We start from the raw sequence: 25,837 nt of genomic DNA, 5'->3' as shown, positions 1-25,837 counted from the left end.
TGTGTAGGTGCGTATTTATCCGCACTTGTTCTAATGAATCCGCACCTAGGCAGAAAGCATAAACAGCCCCTTACTGCCACCCCCCACCCAGCGATTTATACAAATCCACCATCGCAATAATTTGCTTTTGCTTGGTTTCAATCAGTTCTTTTTTCGCGTCCAAGGCATCACGTTGGGTTAACAGAATATCCAAATAATCGGCGCGGGCGGATTTGAACAATTGGCTGGAAATGTCGATGGATTGCACCAGGTAATCCACTTGTTTTTTCTTCAATTGGTAGTTGTTGCCCAAGTTGTCGATGTTGGCCAGTTGGTTGGCGACTTCGGCATACGCTTTGACGATGCTTTGTTCGTATTCAAACGCCGCTTGGATTTGTTGGGCGTTGGCGTTTTTGTATTGCGCGATGATGGCGTTTTTGTTGATCACGGGCGCAACCAAATCACCTACGACCATTGCCGCCAAGGATTCCGGCGTGTTAATCAGATATTTAAGGTCAAACGCCTGAAACCCCACTCCGGCCTTGATGGCAAACGATGGGTAGAAATTCGCCCGCGCCACTTGAATATTCAAATCGGCGGCGGACATTTCCAACTCGGCTTGGCGGATGTCGGGGCGGTTTTGCAGTAATTGCGAGGGGATGCCGGCATCGACCATTTTCGGTTTGATGTCCATAAAACCCGCCGAGGTGCGTTTAATCGGCTGTGGCGTACGCCCCAACAGGAAGTTGATGCGGTTTTCTGCCTCAATAATTTGCTGCTTGATTTCATAACGTTTGCTTTGGTTTTTGGTGACTTCCGCATCGTAACGTTTGACCGCCAAGGTGGTGGAGCGGGCGTACATTTGCAGTTCTTTCACCACTTCCAAACCGTTTTTCTGGATGGCAATGTTTTGTTCCAGATTTTCCAACTGGTTGTCCAAGGCTACCAATTCATAATAAGAATGCGCCACTTCGGCGACCAAGTTGGTCACTAAAAAGTTTTTGCCTTCAATGGAAGCCATGTACTCCAGCATTGCCACTTTGGTGGCGTTGCGGAGTTTTTTCCAAATATCCACTTCCCAGGTTGAAATCAAACCGAATTGGTAATCGCCCAAAAACGTCGGGAAAGCTTGGCCCGGTTTGATGTTCAGGTTGTCTTCGACCGCGCCGTTGCGGGTGAAATCGGCGGTTTTATCGCCGCCTGCACCTGCGCCAAAGTTTACAAACGGCAAGTATTCCCCGCGCCGCGCTTGGATTTCATTTTGGGCAACGCTGATGCGCTGCAACATAATATTGACTTCTTTGTTGTTGGCGACCGCCGTGTCGATCAGGCTTAACAAGTTCGGGTCGTCAAAAAAAGTCTTCCATTGGATTTTGGCGGTATTGGTTTTTTGGGTAAGTGCGGGTTTAAAGCTGTCGGGCAATTGTGAATCGGGTTTTTTCACCGCCAAATCGGGAATACCGCAGCCATGCAGCATCAACCCTGCCACGCCCAGCAACACCAGCTGATAAGTTTTATTCTTGAACATCGTCAGTACCGTAGTGATATTTTTCGGTTAAAGGGTCAAGGTCTTCGTCTTTAATCATGCGTTTGCCTTCGATCATTTTGGCGAAGATGTAATACAAGCCGGGGATCAACACCACGCCAAACACCGTGCCGAACAACATGCCGCCTAAGGCCGAAGTGCCGATGGTGCGGTTGCCGACTGCGCCAGCACCAGTAGCGATGGCTAATGGCACCAAGCCTGCGATGAAAGCAAATGATGTCATCAAAATAGGCCGGAAACGCGCTTTAGCGCCAGCAATTGCCGCTTCCAAAACCGTTAAGCCTTGCGCTTGTTTCTGCACCGCAAATTCCACGATCAACACCGCGTTTTTGCCGAGCAGACCAATCAACATCACCATGCCCAATTGGGAATAAACGTCGTTGGCAAGCCCCAATTCTTTCAACAGGAAGAACGCCCCGAAAATGCCCGGCGGCAATGAACACAACACCACCAACGGCAAGACAAAACTTTCGTATTGCGCTGCTAATACCAAGTAAACGAAGATCAACACCACGCCGAAGATTGCTTGTGCTTCACTGCCGCGTGCCGCTTCGTCAAAAGACAAACCTTCCCAAGCAATATCAAAACCTTGTGGCAACACTTCGGCGGCGACTTCCTGCACGGCTTTAATCGCTGCGCCTGTGGTATAGCCGGGCGCTGGCATGGCGCGGATAGCGGCGGAGTTGTACAGGTTATAACGGGTGATTTCGTTAGGGCCTTGTTTTTTCTCCATGGTCATAAAGGCGGAGTACGGCACCATTTTGCCTTCGTCATTTTTCACGTAGTAGTTCAAGACATCGGTAGGAAAACGGCGGAATTCTGGCAAGGCTTGGGCATACACTTTAAAAAAGTTGTTGAAGCGGATGAAACCTTGCTCGTAAGTACTGCCGATCATGATGTCCAAGTTGTTCATGGCTTTATCGATGGACACGCCTTTTTGCATCGCCAATTTGTTGTCGATAACCAATTCGTATTGCGGGTAATTGGCAGCATAAAAAGTGAACAAGCCAGTCAATTCCTTGCGTTTACGTAAGGCCGCCATGAAGGTTTGGTTGAGTTTGTCGAACTCGTGGTAATCGGTATCTAAGGTTTTGTCCAACAAACGCAAAGCCAAACCGGATGCCGCGCCATAACCAGGTACGGCTGGCGGTTCGAAAAACTCGACAATCGCACCGAAGTCATGGGTTTTTTCTTCCAATTCGTGGATCACGTCTTGAACAGAATGTTTACGCTCCGACCAGTCTTTCAAGTTGATAATACAAGTACCTGCATTTGAACCACGGCCTTCGGTCAGCACTTCGTAACCCGCTAAAGAAGACACCGATTGCACGCCGTCAATCTTTTCAGCAATTTCTTCCAAGTGCCGCGCCACTTTGTTGGTGACTTCAATGGTAGAACCTGGCGGCGTTTGGATGATGGCGTAAATCATGCCTTGGTCTTCGCCAGGGATAAAACCGGAAGGCAAGGTCAGGTTGACGGTATAGATGCCAAAGCAAAAACCTGCCAAAACCCCAAAAGTTATGAATCGGCGCATGACAACCACATTCAGCAGCTTGACGTAACGTCCGGTGGCTTTTTCAAACAGGGCGTTGAAGGCATCAATAAAAATGCTGATTGGCGTTTTCCGTTTGGGTTGCCCGTGGTTGTTTTTCAAGATCATCGCGCATAAAACAGGCGCTAACGATAAGGCGACAATGGCAGAAATGATGATCGACGATGCCATGGCAATCGAGAACTGCCGATAAAACACCCCGACCGGCCCATCCATGAAGGCAATCGGGATGAACACCGACACCATTACCAAAGTGATCGCCACAATCGCGCCGCCGATTTCGCCCAACACTTTTTTTGCCGCCACAAACGGCGTGCAATGTTCGGTTTCCATTTTTGCGTGTACCGCTTCGACTACCACAATGGCATCATCGACCACGATACCAATCGCCAATACCAAGGCAAACAAGGTAATCAGGTTGATGGACAGCCCGAATGCCGACATCACCGCGAACGCGCCGACCAGCGACACGGGTACAGCAAGGACTGGAATCAAGGTGGAACGCCAATCGCCCAAGAACACAAACACCACCAAGGACACCAACACGAAGGCTTCGGCTAAGGTGTGCAACACTTTTTCGATAGAGGCATCCACAAAGCGCGATACGTCGTAGTTGATTTCGTAATCCATGCCTTCTGGGAAGGATTTTTTCAGCTCTTCCAGTTTGACTTTCACATCCTCAATCACCTTGCTGGCGTTGCTGCCGTAGTTTTGTTTGAGGACGATAGAAGCCGAAGGAAAGCCGTCTTTATCGGAGTAAATGTTGTAAAACTCGCTGTTCAGATCGACTTTGGCAATGTCTTTCAGGTGCAAAATCTCACCTTTGGAATTGGCGCGAATAATGATGTCTTCGTATTCTTCCGGCTTGTTGTAGCGGCCTTTATAAACCAAGACATACTCTTTGGATTGCGCCGCCATCCCGGTACTTTGACCGAGACGACCCGGTCTGCCGATAATGCTTTGGTTGCCTATGGCATCCATCACTTCATCCACCGAGACGTTATAGGCGCGCATGCGGTCTGGGTTCAACCAAACCCGCATCGCGTATTGGCGTGCACCCAAAATTTGCGCTTGGGCAATACCATAAATGCGCTGGATTTCTGGAATCACCGAAACGTTGGCGTAGTTAAACAAAAATTTCTCGTCGGCGTTTTTGTCTTTGCTGTATAGGTTGACGTACATCAACATACTGGGCTGTACCCGATTGACGACAACGCCTTCCAATTGCACCAACTTAGGCAAACGGCTCATCACCTGATCGAGACGCGTTTTTACGTTCACCATGGCGATATTGGGATCGACACCCAAATCGAATAACACTTGGATGGTCGATTCACCCGCGCTGGTCGCGTCGGAAATCAGGTATTTCATACCCGGCACACCGTTGATGGCGCGCTCGATGGTAATCAGCGACGATTGCACCAACACATCGGCACTGGCACCGGGAAACGATAAGGAAATCGTCACTCGTGGCGGGGCAATATCGGGAAACTGGGAAATTGGCAAAGAACGGATTGCCAGCAAGCCCATGAACACAAACACCAACGACAACACAATGGCCATCACCGGTCTTTTGATAAAAATAGTAAACATAGCTGATCCTTCCGGTTGGATTATTCGGTATACAACTCAAGTTCTGAGCGGACTTTATCCGGCGACTTCAACTCAATATCGACGTCCTCGCCAGCATGAACTTTACGCAAGCCTTCCAGCAAAACTTTGTCGTCATCTTTTAAGCCATCTTTAATGATGAACAAATGCGGCAGTTGGTTTTCGATATGGATAAGCCGTTGTTCCAGCTTGCCTTCCGGTGTTATCACATACACATAGGTTTTATCCATGATTTCGAAAGTGGCTTTTTGCGGGATCAGCATGGCGTTGGGATACGGCTTCGCCATCAAAATCGTGCCCGTTTCGCCATGCCGAAGCAGCTTGTCAGGGTTAGGGAAAGTGGCGCGGAATTCGATGTTGCCAGCGGAATTGTCAAAATCAGCTTCGATGGTTTCAATCACACCGTTTTGGTTGAACACCTGACCGTTCGCCATCCGCAACTGCACTTGCACAGGCGTGTTGCCTTGTTTGTGGGTTTTGAAATCCAGATATTCTGATTCTGGCACATTGAAATACACCCACAATTTGCTGATGTCAGATAACGTGGTCAACAAATCGCCTTCATCCAAAAGGCTGCCGTTTCTGGCCTGCAAGTGATCCATAACGCCGTCAAACGGCGCGTTAATATCAGTGAAACCCAAATGAGTTTCCATTAGCTTCACATCCGCCTCGGCCTTTTCAAGCTTGGCTTTTGCCAGCGCCAATTCATTGGTGGAGACAATATTTTTTTCCGCCAAGGCTTTGGTGTTGAGGTATTCAATATTCATGGTGCTAGCTTCGGCTTTGGCTTTTGCAAGCTCGGCCTGATAAATATTGGGCATGATTTTGAACATCGGCTGCCCTTGCTTCACCATCTGGCCTTCATCGACAAAAATGTTCTGCAAATAACCACGTTCCAAAGCACGGACTTCAATGTGCCGGATGGCGTGGATTTGGCAGACGTATTCCTTAGTGACGGCGGTGTCCTCACGGAATGGCGTGGTCGCTTCCAGTTTTGGATGCTCTTCGGGTTTTTCGTGTTCTGCTTGATTGCAGCCGCCCAACAACAAAAGGCAGGCTAAACCTAGAACGGTAGGTGTTTTAGTCATCATGATTCTGGCACTCAGGATAGTAACGGGAAAATAGCATTGACCAGCTTGTGGTTAATGTCAGTTGAATCGACACAAAAGCTAAATTGCAATAACTTTGCCAACCTGTTTTTGGGTTGGGTTTTGCCCGCTTATTCCTATCCTGAAACGTAAAGAGTCTTTGATTTATTTGAACAATTTTTCTTAACGCCAAGCGGCTACGTTTAGCATTTAAAAAACTTACTATCTCTGTTACTTTGGTTTTTTTCGCCAATACCAAAAAATGCAAGTGGTTGAAATAAACACCTGCTTTTACTAGGGTAAAAGGCAAACAGAGACCTGCTTATAAAAAACGAAGCCGAAAATTTAGGGAAAACGGAAAGGAGGGTTAATAAATAACTTGTTCAATATTCGTGGACTTGGCGTAAACAAAGGTAATATTTCACATACAATTTATTAATTTTGTGATAAAAATTATCAAAATCCATTAAGCAGATAATTTAAATTTTTTATAACTTTAGACAAACTAATAACGTGACGCTTTGCGTCAATTTGGGGATCTACCTTACGTTGGGCGTAAACCTCATTTTTTTATAAATAGAATTTTTATGATCTTATTTTTATTATTTCAAAAGACTGTTGGTATTAGCGTAAAAACAGTATTTAACAATGGTGGGGACAAAAATTGTGAATGTAAACAATTAGAGAAAAGATTGTTGGAGTATTTAGATATTCAGAATTTAAGCGTTCGCGAACTGCAGCTTTATCAGGAAAATTTATTTATTTCTATTTTTAAAATAACTCGCATGGTAATTACCGCTCTATTTTTTTCATTAATTGTGGCGGGGTGTTCTTGGACGGACAATAGCGGTACTTATCATCAATTGATTATTGGCTTAGGTATAGTCAGTGTAAATCAAGCTAATCCAACAGCAGCAACGGTTACGTCCACAAAATCGCTTGGATTATCCGCCGATAAAAACGGCTTAGTTGCAGGGTATTTGTCTAGTTTTATTACTTCCGTTCCTTCAAATGCAGAAGATGTGAGGATTGAAGCCTCCCAAAAACCTTTTGCCCCTATCAAAATTGAAATCCAAAAAGCACTTTTAAATCAGTCTCACAATAAGGAGAAAATAACCAAATGAATAAGATCAATAACACAAAAATTGGCTTTATTAGCCTTGCTGTCGCTGTAACACAGCTGTTATCAGGGTGTGGGGCTAATAAAGACAATGTACTGGCCGTAACAGGCACGGTGATAGGCGTTCAAATCCATGAAAAAGACACCGACAAAACGCCAGAATTGAAAGTTGGATACGCCCGCTCCGAAGTAGCGTACGTACCCACGGATAAGAGCTCTAAAGACGCACCACATGACGGAGCAGATAAAACGGCAGAAGTGCTAATGGAAATCAATGCACAAGGAAACGTCGCTCTAGGTACAGCTTATCAAGGTGCCGTATATCAGAGATTAGCGGTTGGTAAAAAGGCGGTTTCCCAACCGGGAGCAGCGTTTATGATGGCAAAAAACTCTGAAGGGGAATTGAAAGATCAAACAGCTTCTAAAATTAGTAACGCAATCGTGCAATCTGCTGCTGAGGTAGTAACTAATGAAAATGAAGAAGCTAAGATTTTAGCCTCCGCAACTGATGACGGCCATGGTAATGTTGATGGTGCTAAACTCTACAAGTTAGTCAAGGGTACTCTTATTGAGGGGCGTGTCAGCTATTTTTATGGAAAACCAATTTCTGAATTGGAAAACAAGTTGAAAGGAGGATGGCGCTTATATATCGAAGAAATGATTTTAAACAACAAATGAAATAATAAACAACAGCGAGAAAAAACATGACATCTAAATTGATTAATATCTGTTTTAGCAATGACCAAGCAGATTATTCTGTATCTTATTTCACTGATGCTAATTTTAAAAATATAAAGAAAGAGCAAATTATTGGGCCATTCGAGGATTGTACAATTGCAGAAGTTAGCGGCCCAGACGCTGGTCACAACTTTGAGATCAATCCGTTGAAATATTATGACGACAGTAATCTTTCGTTGTGGATTGTAACTGCGGACGCACCGTAATAATTAACTGTAATCTGGTAGCCGTGTAGGGTACACATGGCTTTATCGTGTGTACCTATTCAAAAAGTTAAGCTAATTTATCCTTATTATTAAGCTCGTAAGTTGGGGTGAACTTGTGAACCTCAACAAGCCAACCAAAAGCACGTGCCGCCCGTCGGCGGTTTTGAAATTCAATTTTTTAATCAAGGTTCGTGGCTTTGCCCAGCTTCCGCCGCAAGCGGCTAACCCATTACTCTGTAACATTAGGCCTTACACAAGATGTCACGCATCGTCATTAAGAACTTGAGCCAAGAGCTTTCCAACGATTGCAGCTGGACGGGCGAGTTCGTCAAAATCAGCTCAGGTGACTTGTATCTTGACGGTCAGCCGTTCGGCACCTATGTCGCCGCCTGCTACCCAGAATCGCAACGGGCGCCTCAGTTCATTATCAACGTCCTCGACACATCAGGCGAGCCATTGCTAAGCCTTCCGTGCGAATACACGCCATGTAATGAAAATCCTGTCCTTCCTCTACGACCCGAGGATTCTCCTTGGTCCGAGGACGGCGTTGTGTTCGGGTCAATTCCAAGTGAAGCCGAGCTGTCCATCTATTCACGAGCGAGTGACGCACTTACCGTAGCCAAGGCACTTGTGCTTGTCGAGCCAAACCTTGTTGAATACAGCCCGTAGGTTGGGATTCGTTACTAACCCCACCCCACAAAACCAATTTTTACAATATAGTTTTTTATAACAACACAAACAGAAAAACATAGAATGCTTATGGAACTGATTGCCGAAATTAAAAAAGCGTGGGGTTGGGTTGGCCTCAAACCTGCACTGGTCGTTGGAGAAAACGACTTCGGAAATTTTATTATCGAAGATGAGGTGGGACGTTATTGGCGGATCTGCCCGGAAGATTTGTATTGCAAGCTCATAGCAGAAGATCGGGCGGAATTGGTTGTCCTATCTAATAACCAAGAATTCCTGCATGACTGGTACATGGTCAGCTTGGTAGCCGAGGCGAAGGACAAATTTGGCCCCCTGCGCCCTGGCTATAAGTACTGCCTGAAGATTCCGGGCGTCTTGGGCGGGGAATACGGCGGCGGAAATCTCGGCGTAATCTCTGTTGCGGAGCTGGTATCGGCCTCTGGACATATAGCCAAGGAAATTGAGGGTCTACCTGACGGCGCGCAAGTTCAGCTCACTATCACGGAATAGCGCGCCAAATAATTTTTTGAAGGTGGTGGCGCAGACGGGCTTTTGCTCGTCAGTCAAGCAGGTTGGGTTAACCGCTTTACCGTTAACCCAACACCTCGCAACCATTGATGTTGGGTTGCAAAAAGCATGCAACCCAACCTACAAAACTGCCCGCCGTTCCGGCTGGCATGGTTAGTTTTTTTCACAGGTGAGCGGCTTCACTGTAGTCCAACGCGGGCAGCCCCTTACCGTAACGTTAGCAATCGGGAGAAATCATGCTAGAACTTGGAGAAGCTCATAATCTATCTGACTTGATAGAGGCCGCTCACAGCGCGGAAAAACAATTCGACGGTCAAGTATGGTTCCGTGGGCATACTCAGCACGAGTGGAAACTCGTTCCAACCGCCCACAGGCGGCATGCAATTCTTGAATCTCAGTTTGCGAATCACTTCCGACTTAAAGCACCTTCTGTGACAAGCTCTTGTCCTGAGCATAAAGATTACGTTTCTTGGCTACCGCTTATGCAGCACTACGGCTTACCTACTCGGTTGCTAGATTGGACGGAATCATTATTAGTAGCCGCTTTCTTTGCAATTTCCTGCGATACACCCATATCAAGCGCAGCAATCTGGATTTTGGCTCCAGGCAATCTCAATCGGGAATCAATAGGATACCTCATACCATTTTTGACTGATGAGCGCGTTGCTCCAGTTGTCAATGCGGCCTTTTCAGGAAAAAAATCCAATAACAGCCAGGATTCAATAGCAGTTTTGGCACCTCGTACAGACCGACGCATGGCCGCTCAGCTCGGAAATTACACAATCCATGGTGATCGCAACGCTCTTGAAGTACATCCAAAGGCTGAAAATTTTCTTGCAAAGATAGTCATTCCTTCTAATGCACATGATAAAGTTAGGGCTGATCTTTCTGTTTCGGGTATGCGACTGTCCTCTCTCTTTCCAGACCTATCTAATCTTGCAAAAGAAATATCTGAACTGAAAGCGTTCGGCCAAAATGGTGAGGACTTGGAATCTTTCGATGAGGCCTGACCAACGCATTAACCCGACTCCGCTATGCTACGCGGGTTATCCTTATCGTTGGGCAGCTCGTAGGTTGGGTTAACAGCTTTACCGTTAACCCAACCTATCAAAGCCATTGATGTTGGGTTGCAAAAGCATGCAACCCAACCTACGATATTTTCTCGACTTCTTTCGGCATATTCCGCTTAATCAAGAAATACACCACCGGAATCACCACCAGCGAAAACAGCGTTGATGCGATGATGCCGAAGATAAAACTCCACGCCAAACCGGAAAATATCGGGTCTAAAACAATCATCATCGAACCCAATACCGCTGAGGCTGCGGTCAGGAATATCGGATTTAAACGCGTTGCACCCGCTTCGACTATCGCATCCGCCAAGCTAATTACCGGATTATTGCGGTAAATGTTTTCGATAAAATCGATCAAAATAATCGAGTTACGCACCACGATGCCTGCCAGCGCGATCATGCCGATCATCGCCGTGGCGGTGAAGTAAATCGGGGTGGCGTAGCCGCCGACTGGTTCGGTGAATAAATTGATAAACCAAAAGCCGGGCATGATGCCGATCACGGTCAAGGGGATGGCGATCATCATAATCAGCGGCACGCCCAGCGATCCGGTTTGTCCGACTAGCAAAACGTAAATCATCACCATTGCCGCAGCAAACGCCAAACCTAAATCGCGGAACACGTCCACAGTGATTTTCCACTCGCCTTCGCCTGCCATTTCGGCTTTATAACCGTCCGGCAATGGCTTTTCATCAAACGTGCCGAACAAATCCAAAATCGCTTCGACTGGACTGCGGCCTGCCATTTCGCCCGTCACATACGCCACGCGCTGTAAGTTTTTGTGGTAAATCGCTTGCTCGCCTTGTTCGTGTTTGAAGCTGCCGATTTCGCTTAAGCGTACCAGTTGCCCGTTGCTCGTTTGAACAGACAAAGCCAATAAATCCGCTTCGGAAGAACGGGCTGCACGCGGCAACTGTAATTGGATGGTTAAAGGTTGGCGTTCTTGGGGAATGTGCAACACACCTACCGAACCGCCTGCGATTGCCAATTGCAAGGTTTGCGCGACTTGCGCGGTGCTGATGCCCAGTAACGCGGCTTTGTCATGGTCAACCAAGTAGTGCAATTTACCGTGGTCGGCTTCAGCAAAATCATCGACATCGACCACGCCTGCGGTTTTTTCGATGTCGCCGCGCACCCGTTTAGTGACGTGGATTAAGTCAGAATAACTGGCTTCCGGCGGGCCGTAGATTTCGGCAACTAGCGTTGATAACACAGGTGGCCCTGGCGGCATTTCGATGATTTTAATGTTCGCGCCGTAGTGTTTGGAAATGCGTTCGACTTCTGGCCTAATCCTAAGCGCGATATTGTGCGAGGGTTGGTCGCGGTGTTTTTTGTCCGCCAAGACAATGCGGATGTCGCCGACGTTCGCACCTTGGCGCAAATAGTAATGGCGCACCATGCCGTTGAAATCCATTGGCGAAGACAGGCCGACATAACTTTGATAGCTGCTGACTTCGTTGACGGTGGCAAGGTAATGCCCCAAGGCTGACGCGACTTCGTCGGTGCTTTCCAAGCTGCTGCCTTTGGGCATGTCGATGATGAGCTGCAATTCGTTTTTGTTATCGAACGGCAAGAGTTTCAGCGGCACGATGCGCGTTACCGCCATCATCGCTGAGGCGACGAAGGCGATCATGACTATTAATAAGAATAACCACGCCTTGGCTTTGCTCGCCAATAACGGTGCGACGATAGCTTGGTAGATTTTGAAACCGCGTGTGGTTTTTAAATCGAAGGCTTCGCCGTGGTCTTTTCCGTAATCGCCTTTCAATAATTTAAAACTCGCCCACGGCGTGACCGTGAAGGCAATCACCAGAGACATCAACATCGCCACAGGCACGTTGAACGCCATCGGCGCCATGTACGGGCCCATCATGCCGGTGATGAAAAACATCGGCACGAAGGACATGATGACGGCAAACGTCGCCAAAATGGTCGGCGGGCGGATTTCGTCAACGGCACTGAGCAGGGCTTGCAAAGGCGGTTCTTTGCGCATTTTGTAGTGGCGGTGGATGTTTTCGACATCGACTATTGGGTCATCGACTAGCAAACCTAGCGACAAAATCAAAGCAAATAAAGTCACGCGGTTGATGGTGTAGCCGAACAGGTAATCGCACAGCAAGGTGACGGCAAAGGTCATCGGTACGGCTAAAGAGACAATCAGCGATTCTTTAAAGCCCAAGGACAAGGCCAGCAACACGATGATGGTCAAAATGGCGATGCTTAAGTGCATGACCAATTCATTGACTTTGTGGTCGGCGGTTTCGCCGTAGTTGCGGGTGATGGTGATTAGCACGTCGTCGGGGATTAACGTGCCTTTGAGCTGTTCGGTGACTTTCAAAACTTCTTCTGCGACGCTAACGGCGTTGCTGCCTTTGCGTTTGGCGATGGCGATGGTGGTTAATGGGCGTTCTTCACCTACGCTGGGTAACTTGGCGACTTCCCCGGCGGTTTGCATGTGCGCCACCGCTGGGCCAAAACCGATGCGAGTGTAAGTGTCGGTATCTGCGCCGCCGTCGGTGATTTTTGCGACATCCCGTAAGGTCAGCAGGCGACCGTCCACCACTTTCACGACCGTGCCGCCGATTTGCTCGGCAGTTTGGTAATGTGGGCCTGCTTCTAAAATAATTTCTTTATTTTGTTCGATAAGCGTGCCGACAGGCAGGTTGACGTTGTTTTTCGCCAACGCCTGTTGGATGTCCAACAAGGTGATATTGCCTGCTTGTAATTTCGCAGGGTCTGGATAGACGGAGATTCGCCGTGGTGCGCTGCCGACTACCCAACTTTTGCCGACGTTATCGACTTCGCGCAAACGTTCGACCAGTTCATCGGCGATGCGACGCAATTCAGTCGGCTCTAAAACATTATTTTGCGGTGAAAGGCTCAGCATCAAAATCGGCACATCGTCGATTTCTACAGGCTTGACCAACCAATTGGTAACGCCTGGAGGGATAATGTCTTGATTAGCCAAGACCTTATCGCGGGTTTTAATCAGACTGTTTTCCAAGCTTTCGCCCACCAAATAACGCACGGTAACGACCGCTTCCCCAGGTCGCGAGGCAGAATAGACGTATTCCACGCCTTGGATTTGCCGTAGCAACGTTTCCAGTGGCGTGGTGACTTGTTTCTCGACTTCCTCAGCCGATGCGCCCGGTACTTGCACGAACACGTCCATCACGGGAACGATGATTTGCGGGTCTTCTTCGCGTGGGGTTAGAAATAACGCCGCCGCGCCAGCCAGCAAAGAGATAATTAGGAAAAGCAGGGATAAATGCGAAGTAGTAAACAGCCGGACTATGGCGACGGTTAGGCTGTCTTTTCGGAATTCTTGGGTCATTATGACTCTCGTATGGCTGAGACCGCCTGGCCTTTTGCATGGGATTGAATGAACAATTCAATCGCCCCCGGTGTTCGCGCCCCTCTTTCGAGCCATTCAACACGCCATTCGGCAATGCGTTCACCTTTTTCATGGATGAATACGCCTGCTTCCGGTTCGTTGATCCACTCAAGCTGGCGAATTAATGCCAAAGGCTTTTCTGCGCCTTCAGTGTCCGTTGAAAAGGCTAGCGCGTCTTCATAGCTTACAAAAGGATAGTAATAGTCTTCGCCATCAAACTCGTCTGGCGCACCACGTTCTGGATGGCACCACACTCGATATTCAAGGACATGGTCAAAAAAGTAACCCGCACCCGATTTGGCGTATGCAGGGTATTCGCCAACCAATTCAGGTTCAATGGCATCAGGGTAAGTCATGATTTTCTCCTTAGAAATTAAGGTTGTGCGGGAAGAACAAGCTTGCTGTCTACCACAATGGTTTCGCCTTCATGCAAACCAGATAAGACTTCAACTTGCTCGCCATAAACTTTACCCGTGCGAATATGCCTTGTATGCCATTGTTTACCTTCCACCAATTTAACGGCTTGTAATTGCCCGAAATGCAGCACGGCGGTTGCCGGAATCAGCAGCGCGGTTTGTTCGGCTTGGCAAGCCAATTCGAGCCAGCCGAATTGCCCGTGTTGCAAACCTTGAGATTTGGGTAAGCTTATTTTGATAGCTTGGCTACGGGTTTGCGGGTCAGTTTCAGGCGCGATTTCGTCCACTTTTCCGGTTAAGGTTTGGTGCAAAGCATCGATGCGAACTTTGACTGCCATGCCTAGTTGGATGGTTTCGGCACAATGGCTGGAAATCGCCGCTTCCAATCGTAAATCATCGGGTTTCAGCAAGGTGACTATTGGTTGGTTCGGTAAGCCCATATCGCCTGGCTCTTGCAGACGTTCACCGATGATGCCATCGAACGGCGCGTACAGGATATTTTCGCCCAGCATGACTTGGCTTTGTTGCGCGGAGCTGGCGGCTTGGTTCGCCATCGCCCGCGCGGCTTTGGCTTGCGCTAGTACGGCATCGTAATTTTGGCGGGTCGCGGCTTGTTTTTGGTATAAATAAATGATGCGTTTTTCTTCCGCTTGCGCTTGCGCAGCTTGCGCTTGCGCGGCGGCTTGCGCGGCTTGGGCGGCATTGCTGGCGGCGCGGAGGTCGCGGTCATCCAATTTTGCCAACACTGCGCCTTTTTTCACCCGTTCGCCGGGATGCACGGGGATTTCTATGATGCGGGCGTTTAGTTTCGGCGCGATTTTGATGGCAATCCGCGAGCGTACCGTGCCTTGCCACGCTAGAGCATTGGCGGCGGCTTGGCGGCTGACGGTTATTGTGTCGGCATTGGCGGGCAATGTTTGGGCGGTGTTTGCCGTGGTGCCGGATTCGATTTTGTCACCGCCACCGATAAAGCCTAGCGCGAATAAAATCACCATCAGCAAGCCAGCAATAGCAACTGTCGGGATTAGCCACTTGGGCGGGGTGAAAAATGTCGTCTGGTCGGTCATGGACAAATCCTGTTAAACGTAGGATGGGTTAAGGGCCATCAATCGGCACTGTGAATGATGTTATTTTGTTTTTCAATGCCTTCGGTTAGGTTGTAGCCGTCACCATTGAGTAAATCGCCTTTAAAAAACAAGCGCATATCAACAATCCAAGCGACTTTCTTTTGCTTGTTGTTTTCTAAGATGATGGTTGAAAGTTTTTGGTCGTTATCAACAATTTGGATCACAAGCGTTTTCGGATTGGTCGGGTCTTCCTTTAGCGCACCCGTGACAATCCGTTGGGCCGCGTCAAGTGTCAGGACTGGACGCGGTGCAGTCAGCTCGTCGCTCTTCTCTTTTTTTAATGCCTGCGCATCAAAATAGCCAATGTCGTAGGCAAGCTTGAATTCCAGCCCCAACACAATCACGCTACTGTAAATAAAAAGGCCAATTTTTAAGCGTCTTCTCACGCGGGGATTGGATAGTTTTTTCTTAATAATGCTGAGCTTATTCACTGCTGTGTTTCCGTGATGTCAAAAAATTGCCAATGTCAGATGCCTAAGCGGATTTAGCCGCTGAGCATAAAAACAATAGCACACTCCATCAAGGCACATCGGTTGTTGGCGGTATGCTTTATACGCAACAAGCTATTGCATCATTTAAAACCCACCCGTCGCCTGTTTCAGTTCCGCTTCGGCACGCAAGGCATCAAACCGTGCCGAGATTTGCCGCGTGTGCGCCTTATCGCACGCCACTTCGGCTTCGATGTAGCGGGTCACTGTCACCACACCCGCTTGGCGTTGTTCATTGACCAAACGCAAGGCTTCTTCGGCAGCTTGTACCGACACCGCCGCGACATCGGCGCGATTCAAGGCTTCTTGTAAACGCAGTTGTGCGGATTTGACGGCGTTTTCTATCTGCAATCGTTGTTGGCGTAGGGTTTCTTGCGCGGCGCTGAGTTCGTGTCCGGCTTTTTTGACTTTGTTTTGGGTGGCGAAACCGTTGAACACATCGACCTCGACTTGCACACCGACACTGACATTATCGCGATTGGTATCAAAATCGGGGCTGCGGTTGTTGAAGCCGTAGCTGGCGTAGGCATCGGCGCGGGGCAGATACGCGCCTTTGGCGGCAGCAAGTTGCTGCTCTGCCATCGCCACGCGCTTGGCAGCGGCTTGCAATTCGGGATGTTGCGCCAAGGCTTGGGTCAATAAGGCATCAAACTTAGGCGGATTTTTCGGCAAGGCTTGCGCTAAGGTTTCCTTGATCGCCAACGGCTCATTGGCTGACACGCCCAACAAGGTTTTCAGCATCGTGTTCGCCATTTCGACGGCATTAGCGGCTTGAATTTGCGCTTCTTTGGCTTCCGCCAGTTGCACTTGCAAGGACAGCACATCCGATTTTAGCACCGTTCCTGCATCAAAACGGGTTTGCGATTGCGTCAGTTCACTTTGCACGGCAGTAACCGAACTTTCGCTGACTTGCTGGGCATCGACCGCCGCCAATTGTGCGTAATACGCGGCGGTGATGTGGCTGACCAAGCGATTTTTTACCACCACTTGATCCAATTCCGATGCCGCCACGCCCAATTCCGCCGCTTGCGCTTGGTGGCTATCCTGACCGCCTCTATATAAAGAATAGGTCGCACCGATTTGTTCGCGGAAATTATCCACGCCGCCCGGATGGTTGAAATCCGTACCCGCAAAATTGAGCCGCCGCTGGGCGATAATCATCGCAAACGCTTCCGCCGGATTGTTGCTGTGTTGATAAGCAATGCCTGCTTTGATTTGCGGGTAATAATTCGCCATCGCCAAACCCAGTTGATCTTGAGCTTGATCGATACGCGCCTGCATGATGCTGAGTTCTGGGCTGTTATCCAACGCGTAGTCTATCGCCTGCGGCAAGCTCAGCGGCGGGGCAGCGTAGGCGGTGCTGCTGAATACACAGCTAATGAGCAATAATTTCAATGGGTTCATAGTATGAGATACGCTACGGTTTTAATAGTTGTAGGTTGGGCTGACGTAAGGAAGCCCAACGATAGGTGACTCCGGCTTGTTGGGCTTCCTTGCGTCAGCCCAACCTACAGCAAAATTATTTTTAAGCGCATAAATGTCCACCACATTCAACAGCTCGCAGCGTAGCCTAGGTTTTTGTGCTTTCCGAAAGATAGTCTTGCAATAACTGTATGTTGCCCATCACCGCTGCTTTCCTGTAGTAAACGGCATCGGCGGTAATCAGCACCGTATCTTTATTCTCCAAAGCAACAGCATGGTAAAGCGTATCGAACAGATGATGCTTAAGCTCACGGCTTAAACGCATCGCCGTTTGGTAAACCGCCGCATGATCCGCTACCGACATTTCCATATATTGGACTGCCGCAAACAGCCGTTCGGCATGGTCGGGTGCGAGCCTGACCACTACGCCCATCAGTTCGGCGAGAAAATGTGACGGTTGCAGCATTCGCACGTCTTGACGGCTGACGGCTTGCAATAGCTGTAAGGCTTTATCAACATCGGCCTCTTCCGGTTGTTGCGGCAACAGCCATTTCACCGCCACACTGGCATCAACCACTACAAATCTCATGATTGCCGCAACTCATCACGTGCCGCTTGCACGGCTTCTTCGGTGACGGCTGGTATTTGCCCGCGCAAAGCCAGCAGATCAGCAATCGCTTGTTGGTGTTGTTGTTTACGCACGGCGCGTTCGACCGCTTCGCGCATCAGCTCGGCGATGACTGCGCTTTTATTTTGGCCTTGATAGGCTGCGTTGAACGCAACCTTCACATCGTCGGGGACACTGAAATTAACGGTTGCCATATTTTGCTCCTCAGTTTGTTGAAAATTTCAACAAATTATCGGGGCAGAGACTGGGTAATGCAATGATTGTGAAACTTCATATTCCGCTATCGCTACATACGAACGATATGTACATCATCCTTCGCCAATCCCGTTGGGCTTCCTTGCGTCAGCCCAACCTACAACAGAACTACTTTTTCAAGCGCATAATACCCATCGCTTTTAACGGCAAGCGTTCGTAAAACGGTTCGCTTAAGCCTTTGCGGACTTTACGCATGAAGTATTTTTCATAGCCGATTTTTGCCCAATGCACCCACCGCCCGCGTGATGCCCATTGCACATTGCGCGGCGGGATTTGCGGCATAGCGAGGAAGGCGATGCCGGTGTCGCCAAAATCGGCGAGGCATAGCGCGTTCCAAGTACCTTTGTAGCTAGGTTCTTTGCCGTCCAATTCATCACGGATATTGTGCGCGGTGGCGGTGACCATGGACTCGATCATATAACCTGTTTTGGGTATGCCAGTCGGTACAGGCGTCGGTTTTTGTGGCGGAATGGCGATGCACACCCCAACGGAATAAATGTTTTTGTACGTTGGATTGCGTTGGTGGTCATCGACCAACACAAAGCCACGTGGGTTGGTTAATTTTTCAATGCCGAACAACGCATCCACACCTTTGAAGGCTGGCAACATCATGCTGTGTTTAAAAGGTAATTCGTGCTGCTTTTTCACCTGTCCATTTTCATCGACTTCGGTGACATACATCATGCCATTTTCAACACGGTCAACTTTAGCATTGCAAATCCAGTCTATATGCTTGTTGCGCATTTCGCTTTCCAACATGCCTTTGGTGTCGCCAACGCCATCCAAGCCTAAATGCCCGATGTACGGCTCAGACGTGACATAAGTGATTTTCACTTTGTCGCGGATTTTATGTTGGCGCAGGTCGGTTTCGACAGTAAACATATATTCATACGCCGGGCCAAAACACGATGCACCTTGCACTGCACCGACGATGATAGGGCCTGGATTTTGCAAGAATTCTTGCCAACGCTCACCTGCGGGGCCGGCATGATCGACATGGCAAACCGATTCGGTATAGCCATGCGGGCCTAAGCCTTCAATTTCTTCAAACGCCAGTTTCGGGCCGGTGGCGATAACCAAAAAATCGTAGCCAACTATGTTGCCATCCGCCAATTCGACTTGGTTTTGCTCCGGTTGGAAACGGGCGACTTTTTGCTGAATGAAAGTGATTTTTTTCTTTTTGAAGACAGGTTCCAAGGGCACTTTAATATCTTCCGGTTTGCGCCAGTTCACCCCCACCCACGGGTTGGACGGCACGAAATGGAAGGTCGGCGTATCGGCGATAACCACAACTTCGTCTTCCTGACGCGCCAAGTCTTTCATTTCAAATGCCATTGGAATGCCGCCAATACCAGCACCGACGATTACGATTTTAGCCATGATGTTTGTTCCTCATTATTTATGTAGGATGGGTTGACGTAAGGAAGCCCATCAATTTTATTTTTATTGTTGGCAGCTTGATTGCACACCCAGTTTTTTCAGGATCATTTCCAGCGGACAGAATTGGGTAAAACTGCTTTGCAGCAAATTGAAACCGACAAAAGCGGTAAACCACAGCCAGTTTTGATGCAGGAACAAAGGGCTGCCTTCCACACCCAAGCTTAAGGACAGCAGGATAAAAATCCCCGCCACCATCCTAATAATACGTTCAATGGTCATGATGTTTGCTCCCAGATAAAGTGCTACAGAACGGGTCAATACCGTGGCTGTCGATGTCGCACACCGATTCCAACCACATCGTGTTGATGATGGCGAACGCCGCAGCAAAGCGTAGGTGCGGATTTATCCGCACAGTGCGAATGAATTCGCACCTACAATTGCCGAATTGATTTCATACCCATTCAGCCCAAAAAAGTGTGTAAGCTGCTCGAGCCGATGCTGACAGACTTTTTCATCAAATACAGTTCGATAACCAACAATACCTGCAAAACAACGCGCACACGAACAGCATGGTGAACCCGCGAGCCACCTCGACGCGTCGGATCGCACTTGGTGGCGTTTCATAGACCCGATACTTGGATCACAGGCAACAAAAATAGAATATTACCAAATTCTAATGCAATTCACAGACCAATTGCTTAGGATTTGTCTATTTGGAAAATCCACCAAGGCCAAAATCGACTAAAAAACCAAACAAACCATTGTTTTTATTTAAAAAAGTCAATCAGCATCACTGAAAATTATGCTGTGAAGAAAATATGCAGGATTAGCGAAAAAAAAGCGGAGAAGTAAAAGCGCGGGGCAACACGTTTCAACACAAGAAACGTGAAACGTTATTGTTTTATTATGAAACAACAAGAAACAAGCATTAGCGCCTATTTGCCGACACCCATCGTTACAAGCAGGTCGGAGGTTTTGGCAAGCCTGCTACTTTACAGGCGTATTTCAAAGGCCCATCGGGGAATAATTGGTGTAGATAACGGCTGTTGCCTTTGCTTTCACTCAAAGTTTTGGCGATGGCTTTGGTGAAAACGCGCGCGTTGGGCAGGTGTTTGTATTCCTGGTAATAGCTACGGATAAACCGGATGATTTCCCAATGCGCATCGGTCAGCATCAGGCCATTTTGCTGGGCCAGCTGCTCGGCAATGGCTTCGTTCCAGTCGGCGGCGTTCAGCAAAAAGCCTTGGTCGTTGGTGGCGGGGATCAGGTCCATGAATGGATGGTGGGGTGTTTGACGGTTAAATCGACCAGGCCGGCAAAATCGGTCACGTGAACGCCAAAAGGTAAGTCTTCGCTGGCAATGCCCCGGCTTTGCAAGTGTTCAGCAATGACAAACAAGCCGTTGCTGCTGAGCAGCCGGTTTAACGGCGGTTGTAAGTGCGCTTGCAGCAAACTTAAGGACGCGCAGTCCATAAACACTACATCGTCACCGGCAGCTACGCGCGCCAGCACGGCTTCGGTAACGGGAGATTGAAAAAGCAAATGCAGCATCAGTGGTGGTCTGTCAGTTTTAAGCCGATAATGCCGGTGATAATCAGGCCGATGGATAACAGGCGAAACCAGTCATACGACTCCTTAAACAAAATTAAACCAAAAATTGCCGTACCAACAGCGCCTATGCCCGTCCAAACCGCATAAGCCGTACCGATAGGCAAGGTTTTAATGGCGACAATCAGCAGATACAAACTGGCTCCGCCGGATGCCAAACTGACCACCGTAGGCCATAACTTAGTAAAGCCTTCGTTATATCTCAAGCTGACTGCAAACACTACTTCCATCACGCCAGCAATTAATAAAAGCAACCACGCCACAATGTCTCCTTTCCTAACGATTAAAAATTGGGCATTCTACAACAGCCCTCAGCCCGACTTATTAAATTTACATGATGTCATTAAAACCGCCCGCTTCCAGCATTTTGTCCGTCAGCCAACTAAACCGTTCCGTCAGCCGCTTATTGGGTGAACAGTTTTTTAGTGTGTGGGTGCAGGGGGAAATCTCCAACCTGAGCGCACCGGCATCGGGGCATTGGTATTTCTCGTTAAAAGACGCCAACGCCCAAGTACGCTGCGCATTGTTTAAGAACCAACAACGGCGTTCGGGGTTTAAGCCCGAAAATGGCAAGCAAGTCTTGGTTAAAGCGCAAGTGAGCTTGTACGAACCGCGTGGCGATTACCAACTGATTGTCGATTCGATGGAAGAAGCCGGTGACGGCGCACTGCGGCGTGCTTTTGACGCCTTAAAAACCAAACTGGCTAGCGAAGGCCTGTTTGCGGCTGAACACAAGCAACCGCTACCGACCCTACCGCAATGCATCGGTGTGGTGACATCGCCAACGGGTGCCGCCATCCGCGACATTCTCACCGTGTTAAAAAGACGCTTTGCCGCCATTCCGGTCATCATCTATCCGGTGACCGTACAAGGCGACAACGCCCAATTCGACATTGCCCAAGCCATTGCCACCGCCAACCAAATGGGCGATTGCGATGTGCTGATTATTGGGCGGGGCGGCGGTTCCTTAGAAGATTTGTGGGCATTTAATGAAGAAAGGGTCGCCCGCGCCATTTTCGCCAGCCGCATTCCGGTTATTTCCGCCGTTGGTCACGAAACCGACTTTACCATTGCCGATTTTGTCGCCGACCTGCGCGCCGCCACCCCCTCAGCGGCGGCAGAACATGCGACACCGAACCAACAGGATTGGTTGCTACGTTTTGTACAACTGGAAAGCCGTCTACAAAACCAGCTAAACCGCAAGCTCCAGCAACAGCAGCAAAAACTGGATTGGTTAAACAAACGCCTGCAAGCGCAGCATTCCGGAAAAAAACTGGCGCGCAACCAGCAGCGCTTAAGTGAATTGCAGATCCGATTAAGCCAAGCTGTGCGTCGGCAATTATTACAACGGCAAAACCACCTTGAAGCTAAAACAGCCAAGCTGTGGCAATTCCATCCGCGCCAAAAACTGGCAGGCCATCAACAACATTGCGATTATTTAAGCCAACGCCTGTTTGCCGCCGTCAACCAACAGATCGAAAAACGCCAGCAGAGCCTGCTCAATGCCAGCCAAACGCTCCATGCGGTCAGCCCATTGGCAACCTTGAACCGGGGTTATGCGCTGGTCAGTGCGCCGTCGTCAGGGCAGATCATCCATTCAACGGCGCAATTGCAAATCGGCAAACAAGTGCAAGTACGGCTTGCCGAAGGCCGCTTCAACAGTCAGGTAATCGAAATTTTGCCGGGCTAAAGCGGCTAGAAATACCGCCCGTTAATCAAGAAATGCGCGCCAATGCTGGCGGCATAGCCCAACATAATGACCGGCGCCCATTTCAAGTGACTGACAAAGGTATAAACGCCTTTGGTTTGCCCCATCAAACCCACGCCTGCTGCCGAACCGACCGACAACATACTGCCGCCAACGCCAGCGGTGAGTGTCACCAACAACCATTGGCCTTGGGAAATGTCCGGTTCCATCGTCAGCACCGCTAACATGATCGTGCCATTATCGACAAATGCCGAAGCAATACCGACCAAAATATTGGCGATGGTAGGATCCATTTCGCCATATAAATGTTGCGACGCGACGGTCAGGTAGCCGATAAAACTCAGGCCACCCACGGCAACCATCACGCCATAGAAAAACAACAGCGTATCCCATTCCAGATTGGCAACCTTAGTGAAAACATCGAAAGGTTCCTCAGAGCCGCCTTTCTTTTTCTTGGCTTTAGGGCCTTTCAAATCGTTCATTGGCGCAAAGTTATTAATTTTATCCGCCGATTTCTTTGACAAAGCCGCTCCACGCCCTGGGGTTTTTTGCATGTAAAAACTGAAAAACTTCAGGTAAGTCAACCCCAACATCATCCCTGCTGCGGGCGGCAGTCCCAGGAAGTTTTCAAAGCAGGTTGCCGTGGCAATGGTCATGGCGAATAAGGCAATAATGACCGTACCCCCTCGTTTCATTGGCTGGGATTCTTGTACAGCTGCAGGCCGTTCCTTTGGAATAAAAAAGTGCATGATAGCCGCAGGCACAGTCAAGTTGACAATGGCAGGCACCAACAAGGCAAAGAAATCCACAAACGGCACCACGCCTTTTTGCCAAACCAATAAAGTGGTAATGTCGCCAAACGGGCTAAACGAGCCGCCCGCATTGGAAGCCACCACCACATTGATGCACGACAATGACACAAAACGCGGGCTGTTTTTACCCATCGCCAAAATCACTGACCCCATCAACAAGGCCGTGGTCAGGTTGTTACAAACCGAGGAAATAAAAAACGATTGGAAACCGGTAATCCAAAACAATTGGCGGTAAGTGAAGTTTTTGCTTAATAACCAAACCCGTAGCCGCTCAAAGACACTGCGGTCTTCCATCGCATTCAGGTAGGTCATGGACACCATGATGAACAGGAACAGTTCGGCGTAAGCCTCCAAACTGGTGCGGAAAGCGACCCCCGCCTGCTCGCTCATACCACCGTTGGCATACACGGCAGCAATGAAAATCCAGATGACACTAGCGGCAAACACCATGGGTTTCGATTTGCGCAACTCGGTAATTTCCTCGGTCATCGCCAACAAATAAGCGACGGCAAACAAAGCCAAGGCCGTATAACCCACCCAATGGGTTGTCAGATTGAGAGGTTCCACACTTTCAGCAGCCGTTTCCGCACCCCATGAAACCAACGGCAAACCCAGCAATAGCATTATCTGAAAAATGAATGGAACTGTTTTTTTAATCATTAAGAAACTCCCTAAAGGGTGAAAAAAGCTAGCGCGTCAGCGGGCAAACGGCAATCCGCGCCAACATCCTATCCAATATCCCTGTTGCGAGCACTCGATAGGACACTGTTCATGATATTGGGAAAGTGCGCTGGGCAACTGCTTGCCCACACGCCTTGCCAGATGCTTTATTATAAGGAATGCATTGACTTATTGTTAGCCGCATTTGGCCTGTTGTTTCCGATATTTAACTGTAAATTGCCGGAATTTCCTTTCCTTTATGATGCCAACGCCCGTCCCGCAAAGCCTTTAAAAATAGCGGGCGTTTATCCAAAAATGCACCACAACACTGGCAAAATAACCTAATAAAATGACAGGCATCCAACGCAGGTGGCTGGTAAACGTGTAATAGCCTTTCATATGCCCCAACATACCAACGCCCGGCGCCGAACCAATCGCCAACAAACTGCCGCCCACGCCTAACGTCAGCGTCAGCAACAGCCACTGCCCTATCGGCAAGTCTGGGTGCATATGCAGAACAGCAAACATCAGCGTGCCGTTATCGACAAATGCCGATGACAAGCCAATCATAATATTGGCAAGCGTCGGGGCAATTTCCCCAAACAAGAAGTGGGCGATGGCATCCAAGTAACCGATAAAGCCGATGCCGCCAATAATCATCATCGCGCCATAAAAAAACAGCAGCGTGTCCCAGTCAATATGGCCGACGTTTTTGAAAATGTCGAACGTGCGATGGTTATTGGCTTTAGGCGCATCCAAATTATAAAAGCGGTAAATATGGGCGAAATCGCTTTCTTTGTCGTGTGCGGTTTTACTGAGATAAAAGTTAAAGAACTGCAAAAGCCCCAATCCCGCCATCATACCGGCTGCAGGTGGCAATTCGAGCAACACGTTGCCGCTGACGGTAATCACTAAGGTCACAATAAACAGGAAAATGATGCGTTTGCTACCGCGCCGAAGATTCACTTTTTCTTGGGTGGCATCCGGCGTTTCTTTAGGTACCCAAAAATGCATGATGATTGCCGGCACCAGAAAATTAACCAGGCACGGAACGGTCAAGTTAAAAAAGTCAGAAAACTCCAAAATCTTGCGCTGCCAAACAAACAGGGTTGAAATGCCGCCTAACGGGCTAAATGTGCCACCGGCGTTAGTGGCTGACACAATATGTACACAGACCAAAGCCACAAACTCCGGCTTCTTTTTGCCGACAGCCAGCGCAATTGACCCCATCAACAAGCCCACCGTCAGGCCGTTGATAACGGTGGACAAGATAAACGCCAAACCACCGGTTATCCAAAACAATTGCCGGTAACTGTACTTCCGGCTTAACAAATACACTTGCAAGGCTTTGAAAATACCCCGCTCTTCCATGGTGTTCAGATAAGTCATCGACACCAAAATAAACAACAGCAATTCCACATAAGCCAGCAAGTTCGCCTCAAAAGCCACCGCCGCGGTTTTGGCATCACCATGCAAGGCATAGTAAATACAAATGGCAAACCAGACCAAAGACGAACCTAAAACCATCGGTTTGGACTTACGCAATTCCGTCACTTCTTCAGACATGGCGGCAATATAAGCCGCCACAGTCACCACTAAGGAAAGATAACCGATAAAATGATGCGACAAATCCATCGTCACCGCTGATGCAGACGTGGCCTCGGCACTTGCCAACAAGGGGAAAAACAGCCCAAAGACACCCAATATAAAAAATTTCATTATCTGTCCAACCTTTAGAAATACAAATCAGTCGCAAAAAACTTATTGGCAATTATAAAACCTTTGGAAACATTAATGTTGGGCTGTTTGGC

The 25,837-nt window shown here is 48.6% G+C and carries 25 protein-coding genes; 7 read left to right on the top strand and 18 right to left on the bottom strand.

The genetic code is table 11. The features are described 5' to 3' along the window. Nucleotides 1-70 precede the first annotated feature (70 nt). The 4 genes from ACYQ1O_RS14735 to ACYQ1O_RS14720 are packed head-to-tail and all read right to left on the bottom strand — an operon-like array spanning nucleotide 71 to nucleotide 6,086. Entirely contained in the window at nucleotides 71-1,507 is a 1,437-nt protein-coding gene (locus ACYQ1O_RS14735; RefSeq protein ID WP_459992801.1) for a TolC family protein, read from the bottom strand. Beyond that, nucleotides 1,494-4,670 carry an efflux RND transporter permease subunit gene (locus ACYQ1O_RS14730; RefSeq protein ID WP_459992799.1) on the bottom strand — a complete coding sequence of 1,059 codons (3,177 nt, stop codon included), beginning with the start codon at nucleotides 4,668-4,670 and terminating at the stop codon, nucleotides 1,494-1,496. The genes ACYQ1O_RS14735 and ACYQ1O_RS14730 overlap by 14 nt, the downstream gene beginning before the upstream one ends. A 20-nt stretch (nucleotides 4,671-4,690) precedes the next feature. Next, a complete protein-coding gene (locus ACYQ1O_RS14725) occupies nucleotides 4,691-5,779 on the bottom strand; it encodes an efflux RND transporter periplasmic adaptor subunit (RefSeq protein ID WP_459992797.1) in 1,089 nt (362 codons plus the stop codon). Beyond that, complete coding sequence (locus ACYQ1O_RS14720; protein WP_459992796.1) at nucleotides 5,769-6,086, bottom strand: hypothetical protein; 318 nt, start codon at nucleotides 6,084-6,086, stop codon at nucleotides 5,769-5,771. Before ACYQ1O_RS14720 ends, ACYQ1O_RS14725 begins: the two co-directional genes overlap by 11 nt. 277 nt (nucleotides 6,087-6,363) lie before the next feature. Between ACYQ1O_RS14720 and ACYQ1O_RS14715 the strand changes: the two genes are divergently transcribed. From ACYQ1O_RS14715 to ACYQ1O_RS14690, 6 genes are all read left to right on the top strand, one after another. After that, complete coding sequence (locus tag ACYQ1O_RS14715) at nucleotides 6,364-6,900, top strand: hypothetical protein (protein ID WP_459992795.1); 537 nt, start codon at nucleotides 6,364-6,366, stop codon at nucleotides 6,898-6,900. Continuing rightward, nucleotides 6,897-7,574 carry a hypothetical protein gene (locus ACYQ1O_RS14710; protein WP_459992793.1) on the top strand — a complete coding sequence of 226 codons (678 nt, stop codon included), beginning with the start codon at nucleotides 6,897-6,899 and terminating at the stop codon, nucleotides 7,572-7,574. The genes ACYQ1O_RS14715 and ACYQ1O_RS14710 overlap by 4 nt, the downstream gene beginning before the upstream one ends. 26 nt (nucleotides 7,575-7,600) lie before the next feature. Further along, nucleotides 7,601-7,840 (top strand): hypothetical protein, encoded by a 240-nt coding sequence (locus tag ACYQ1O_RS14705; protein ID WP_459992792.1) that lies wholly within the window; start codon nucleotides 7,601-7,603, stop codon nucleotides 7,838-7,840. Nucleotides 7,841-8,098: 258 nt separating this feature from the next. Then, on the top strand, nucleotides 8,099-8,509 hold the full coding sequence (locus ACYQ1O_RS14700; protein WP_459992791.1) for a hypothetical protein: 411 nt from the start codon (nucleotides 8,099-8,101) through the stop codon (nucleotides 8,507-8,509). 90 nt (nucleotides 8,510-8,599) lie between these two features. Then, the gene (locus ACYQ1O_RS14695) at nucleotides 8,600-9,037 is read left to right on the top strand and encodes a T6SS immunity protein Tdi1 domain-containing protein (protein WP_459992789.1); all 438 of its coding nucleotides are present in this window, start codon (nucleotides 8,600-8,602) and stop codon (nucleotides 9,035-9,037) included. A gap of 254 nt (nucleotides 9,038-9,291) precedes the next feature. Further along, on the top strand, nucleotides 9,292-10,065 hold the full coding sequence (locus tag ACYQ1O_RS14690) for an FRG domain-containing protein (protein ID WP_459992787.1): 774 nt from the start codon (nucleotides 9,292-9,294) through the stop codon (nucleotides 10,063-10,065). Nucleotides 10,066-10,204: 139 nt separating this feature from the next. On the opposite strand, the gene ACYQ1O_RS14685 is transcribed toward ACYQ1O_RS14690, so the two are convergent. The 12 genes from ACYQ1O_RS14685 to sugE form a co-directional block, all read right to left on the bottom strand. Further along, nucleotides 10,205-13,462: an efflux RND transporter permease subunit gene (locus ACYQ1O_RS14685; RefSeq protein ID WP_459992786.1), complete on the bottom strand. Its 3,258-nt coding sequence runs from the start codon at nucleotides 13,460-13,462 to the stop codon at nucleotides 10,205-10,207. Continuing rightward, on the bottom strand, nucleotides 13,462-13,878 hold the full coding sequence (locus ACYQ1O_RS14680; RefSeq protein WP_459992785.1) for a hypothetical protein: 417 nt from the start codon (nucleotides 13,876-13,878) through the stop codon (nucleotides 13,462-13,464). Before ACYQ1O_RS14680 ends, ACYQ1O_RS14685 begins: the two co-directional genes overlap by 1 nt. 17 nt (nucleotides 13,879-13,895) lie before the next feature. Then, nucleotides 13,896-15,005, bottom strand: a complete 1,110-nt coding sequence (locus ACYQ1O_RS14675; protein ID WP_459992782.1) for an efflux RND transporter periplasmic adaptor subunit — start codon at nucleotides 15,003-15,005, stop codon at nucleotides 13,896-13,898. A gap of 38 nt (nucleotides 15,006-15,043) precedes the next feature. Continuing rightward, nucleotides 15,044-15,496 carry a hypothetical protein gene (locus tag ACYQ1O_RS14670; protein WP_459992781.1) on the bottom strand — a complete coding sequence of 151 codons (453 nt, stop codon included), beginning with the start codon at nucleotides 15,494-15,496 and terminating at the stop codon, nucleotides 15,044-15,046. 144 nt (nucleotides 15,497-15,640) lie between these two features. Then, nucleotides 15,641-16,957: a TolC family protein gene (locus ACYQ1O_RS14665; RefSeq protein WP_459992779.1), complete on the bottom strand. Its 1,317-nt coding sequence runs from the start codon at nucleotides 16,955-16,957 to the stop codon at nucleotides 15,641-15,643. 166 nt (nucleotides 16,958-17,123) lie between these two features. Continuing rightward, on the bottom strand, nucleotides 17,124-17,564 hold the full coding sequence (locus ACYQ1O_RS14660; RefSeq protein ID WP_459992778.1) for a type II toxin-antitoxin system VapC family toxin: 441 nt from the start codon (nucleotides 17,562-17,564) through the stop codon (nucleotides 17,124-17,126). Next, on the bottom strand, nucleotides 17,561-17,797 hold the full coding sequence (locus tag ACYQ1O_RS14655; protein ID WP_459992777.1) for a hypothetical protein: 237 nt from the start codon (nucleotides 17,795-17,797) through the stop codon (nucleotides 17,561-17,563). The genes ACYQ1O_RS14660 and ACYQ1O_RS14655 overlap by 4 nt, the downstream gene beginning before the upstream one ends. A gap of 169 nt (nucleotides 17,798-17,966) precedes the next feature. After that, nucleotides 17,967-19,238 carry an NAD(P)/FAD-dependent oxidoreductase gene (locus ACYQ1O_RS14650; RefSeq protein ID WP_459992776.1) on the bottom strand — a complete coding sequence of 424 codons (1,272 nt, stop codon included), beginning with the start codon at nucleotides 19,236-19,238 and terminating at the stop codon, nucleotides 17,967-17,969. 63 nt (nucleotides 19,239-19,301) lie between these two features. Next, nucleotides 19,302-19,517, bottom strand: coding sequence for a YgaP family membrane protein (locus ACYQ1O_RS14645; protein ID WP_459992774.1), 216 nt, complete (start codon nucleotides 19,515-19,517; stop codon nucleotides 19,302-19,304). A 676-nt stretch (nucleotides 19,518-20,193) separates the two neighbouring features. Then, complete coding sequence (locus ACYQ1O_RS14640; RefSeq protein WP_459992772.1) at nucleotides 20,194-20,511, bottom strand: TusE/DsrC/DsvC family sulfur relay protein; 318 nt, start codon at nucleotides 20,509-20,511, stop codon at nucleotides 20,194-20,196. Next, entirely contained in the window at nucleotides 20,502-20,789 is a 288-nt protein-coding gene (locus tag ACYQ1O_RS14635; protein ID WP_459992770.1) for a DsrH/TusB family sulfur relay protein, read from the bottom strand. The genes ACYQ1O_RS14640 and ACYQ1O_RS14635 overlap by 10 nt, the downstream gene beginning before the upstream one ends. Continuing rightward, complete coding sequence (gene sugE, locus ACYQ1O_RS14630; RefSeq protein WP_459992768.1) at nucleotides 20,789-21,109, bottom strand: quaternary ammonium compound efflux SMR transporter SugE; 321 nt, start codon at nucleotides 21,107-21,109, stop codon at nucleotides 20,789-20,791. The genes ACYQ1O_RS14635 and sugE overlap by 1 nt, the downstream gene beginning before the upstream one ends. Nucleotides 21,110-21,180: 71 nt before the next feature. On the opposite strand from sugE, the gene xseA reads away from it, so the two are divergent. Then, complete coding sequence (xseA, locus tag ACYQ1O_RS14625; protein ID WP_459992766.1) at nucleotides 21,181-22,536, top strand: exodeoxyribonuclease VII large subunit; 1,356 nt, start codon at nucleotides 21,181-21,183, stop codon at nucleotides 22,534-22,536. A gap of 5 nt (nucleotides 22,537-22,541) precedes the next feature. Here the strand turns inward: xseA and nhaD (ACYQ1O_RS14620) are convergent, their stop codons facing one another. Then, a complete protein-coding gene (nhaD, locus tag ACYQ1O_RS14620; RefSeq protein ID WP_459992764.1) occupies nucleotides 22,542-24,026 on the bottom strand; it encodes a sodium:proton antiporter NhaD in 1,485 nt (494 codons plus the stop codon). A gap of 288 nt (nucleotides 24,027-24,314) precedes the next feature. After that, nucleotides 24,315-25,745 carry a sodium:proton antiporter NhaD gene (gene nhaD / locus ACYQ1O_RS14615; protein WP_459992763.1) on the bottom strand — a complete coding sequence of 477 codons (1,431 nt, stop codon included), beginning with the start codon at nucleotides 25,743-25,745 and terminating at the stop codon, nucleotides 24,315-24,317. Nucleotides 25,746-25,837: the final 92 nt, after the last annotated feature.

It is taken from the genome of Methylosoma difficile (assembly GCF_054657615.1).
This window is presented reverse-complemented; position numbering and strand designations above follow the sequence as displayed.

Excerpts from the sequence above, each read along its gene's own strand:
- ACYQ1O_RS14735 (WP_459992801.1), bottom strand. The coding sequence starts at position 1,507 with ATGTTCAAGAATAAAACTTATCAGCTGGTGTTGCTGGGCGTGGCAGGG.
- ACYQ1O_RS14650 (WP_459992776.1), bottom strand. The coding sequence starts at position 19,238 with ATGGCTAAAATCGTAATCGTCGGTGCTGGTATTGGCGGCATTCCAATG.
- ACYQ1O_RS14705 (WP_459992792.1), top strand. The coding sequence starts at position 7,601 with ATGACATCTAAATTGATTAATATCTGTTTTAGCAATGACCAAGCAGAT.
- ACYQ1O_RS14690 (WP_459992787.1), top strand. The coding sequence starts at position 9,292 with ATGCTAGAACTTGGAGAAGCTCATAATCTATCTGACTTGATAGAGGCC.
- ACYQ1O_RS14715 (WP_459992795.1), top strand. The coding sequence starts at position 6,364 with ATGATCTTATTTTTATTATTTCAAAAGACTGTTGGTATTAGCGTAAAA.
- xseA (WP_459992766.1), top strand. The coding sequence starts at position 21,181 with ATGATGTCATTAAAACCGCCCGCTTCCAGCATTTTGTCCGTCAGCCAA.
- ACYQ1O_RS14665 (WP_459992779.1), bottom strand. The coding sequence starts at position 16,957 with ATGAACCCATTGAAATTATTGCTCATTAGCTGTGTATTCAGCAGCACC.
- ACYQ1O_RS14635 (WP_459992770.1), bottom strand. The coding sequence starts at position 20,789 with ATGCTGCATTTGCTTTTTCAATCTCCCGTTACCGAAGCCGTGCTGGCG.
- ACYQ1O_RS14700 (WP_459992791.1), top strand. The coding sequence starts at position 8,099 with ATGTCACGCATCGTCATTAAGAACTTGAGCCAAGAGCTTTCCAACGAT.
- nhaD (WP_459992764.1), bottom strand. The coding sequence starts at position 24,026 with ATGATTAAAAAAACAGTTCCATTCATTTTTCAGATAATGCTATTGCTG.
- ACYQ1O_RS14655 (WP_459992777.1), bottom strand. The coding sequence starts at position 17,797 with ATGGCAACCGTTAATTTCAGTGTCCCCGACGATGTGAAGGTTGCGTTC.
- ACYQ1O_RS14685 (WP_459992786.1), bottom strand. The coding sequence starts at position 13,462 with ATGACCCAAGAATTCCGAAAAGACAGCCTAACCGTCGCCATAGTCCGG.
- ACYQ1O_RS14725 (WP_459992797.1), bottom strand. The coding sequence starts at position 5,779 with ATGATGACTAAAACACCTACCGTTCTAGGTTTAGCCTGCCTTTTGTTG.
- ACYQ1O_RS14645 (WP_459992774.1), bottom strand. The coding sequence starts at position 19,517 with ATGACCATTGAACGTATTATTAGGATGGTGGCGGGGATTTTTATCCTG.
- nhaD (WP_459992763.1), bottom strand. The coding sequence starts at position 25,745 with ATGAAATTTTTTATATTGGGTGTCTTTGGGCTGTTTTTCCCCTTGTTG.
- ACYQ1O_RS14680 (WP_459992785.1), bottom strand. The coding sequence starts at position 13,878 with ATGACTTACCCTGATGCCATTGAACCTGAATTGGTTGGCGAATACCCT.
- ACYQ1O_RS14710 (WP_459992793.1), top strand. The coding sequence starts at position 6,897 with ATGAATAAGATCAATAACACAAAAATTGGCTTTATTAGCCTTGCTGTC.
- ACYQ1O_RS14695 (WP_459992789.1), top strand. The coding sequence starts at position 8,600 with ATGGAACTGATTGCCGAAATTAAAAAAGCGTGGGGTTGGGTTGGCCTC.
- ACYQ1O_RS14730 (WP_459992799.1), bottom strand. The coding sequence starts at position 4,670 with ATGTTTACTATTTTTATCAAAAGACCGGTGATGGCCATTGTGTTGTCG.
- ACYQ1O_RS14660 (WP_459992778.1), bottom strand. The coding sequence starts at position 17,564 with ATGAGATTTGTAGTGGTTGATGCCAGTGTGGCGGTGAAATGGCTGTTG.
- ACYQ1O_RS14640 (WP_459992772.1), bottom strand. The coding sequence starts at position 20,511 with ATGGACCTGATCCCCGCCACCAACGACCAAGGCTTTTTGCTGAACGCC.
- ACYQ1O_RS14675 (WP_459992782.1), bottom strand. The coding sequence starts at position 15,005 with ATGACCGACCAGACGACATTTTTCACCCCGCCCAAGTGGCTAATCCCG.